This is a genomic window from Geobacillus sp. ZGt-1 (assembly GCF_001026865.1).
Taxonomy (GTDB): Bacteria; Bacillota; Bacilli; order Bacillales; family Anoxybacillaceae; genus Geobacillus; species Geobacillus thermoleovorans.
The window spans coordinates 44,214-45,538 of the sequence record NZ_LDPD01000025.1 but is presented as its reverse complement, the minus strand read 5'-3'; the positions used below and the strand labels follow the sequence as shown (position 1 = coordinate 45,538).

Here is a 1,325-nt window from a genome sequence, read left to right as displayed (position 1 = left end):
TGATGACGACCGTTCGCCTGCAAAAGCTCATCGGCGTGAACGAAGCGAACATTACGCTCGTAAACAAGCACGATTACCATTATGAGACGACATGGCTTCATGAGGCATCGGCTGGGACGCTGCATCATGACCGCGTTCGCTATCCGATCAGCGATGTCATCGACCGGAACAAAGTGAAATTCATCCAAGATACGGTGACGAAAATCATTCCAAACGAAAAGAAAGTGCTGCTTGAAAACGGCGAGCTGACGTACGATTATCTCGTCATTGCCCTTGGGTTTGAATCAGAAACGTTCGGCATCAAAGGGTTGAAGGAATACGCATTTTCGATCGCCAATGTCGACGCCGCGCGGCAAATCCGCGAACATATCGAGTACCAGTTTGCGACGTACAACGCAGAAGAGGAAAAGAAAGAGGAGCGATTGACGATCGTCGTCGGCGGGGCGGGATTTACCGGCATTGAATTTTTAGGCGAGCTCGCCAACCGGATGCCGGAGCTGTGCCGCGAGTATGACATCGACCCGCACAAAGTGCGCATTATTTGCGTGGAGGCGGCGCCAACGGCGTTGCCGGGCTTCGATCCGGAGCTCGTCGAGTACGCGGTCAGCCAGCTTGAGCGCAAAGGAGTCGAGTTTCGAATCGGCACGGCGATTAAGGAATGCACGCCGGATGGCATCATTGTCGCTAAAGGTGATGATGTCGAGGAAATTAAAGCCGGCACGGTCATTTGGGCGGCCGGCGTGCGCGGCAGCCGCGTCATCGAGGAATCTGGGTTTGAAGCGGCGCGGGCGCGCATTAAAGTGGACCCGTACTTGCGTGTCCCGGGGCATGAAGACATTTTCGTCGTCGGCGACTGTTCGCTCGTGATTGATGAAGAAACGAACCGCCCGTATCCGCCGACGGCGCAAATCGCCATGCAAGAAGGCCAGCTGTGCGCGAAAAACTTGGCGGTGCTCATCCGTGGACAAGGGGAGCTGGAGCCGTTTAAGCCGGATATTAAAGGGACGGTTTGCTCGCTCGGCCATGATGATGCCATCGGCGTCGTGTTCGGCAAAAAGCTGTGGGGCGCCAAAGCGAGCTTCATGAAAAAAGTGATTGACAACCGCGCCCTGTATTTGATCGGCGGTTCGTCGCTTGTGATGAAAAAAGGCAAATTTAAATTTTTCTAATCGATTCAAAAAGCTCCCGTGATGGCGGGAGCTTTTTGTATGGCAACGAAACAGGGATCCGCCGCTCGATTGTCGAAATACAAACGGTGCATAACGATAGGGAGAAAAGGATGAGGACGATGGACAACAAACGAGGAAACGTTTGGATTGCGGCGG

At 53.8% G+C, this 1,325-nt stretch carries 1 protein-coding gene and 1 pseudogene; both read left to right on the top strand.

Going from position 1 to position 1,325, the window contains the following annotated elements; genetic code table 11:
* A partial coding sequence (locus VU18_RS12865) for an NAD(P)/FAD-dependent oxidoreductase (protein WP_236687398.1) occupies positions 1 to 1,169 on the top strand: 1,169 nt, incomplete at its 5' end.
* 68 nt (positions 1,170 to 1,237) lie between these two features.
* A pseudogene (locus VU18_RS20430) lies at positions 1,238 to 1,325 on the top strand (NUDIX hydrolase); the annotation flags it as partial.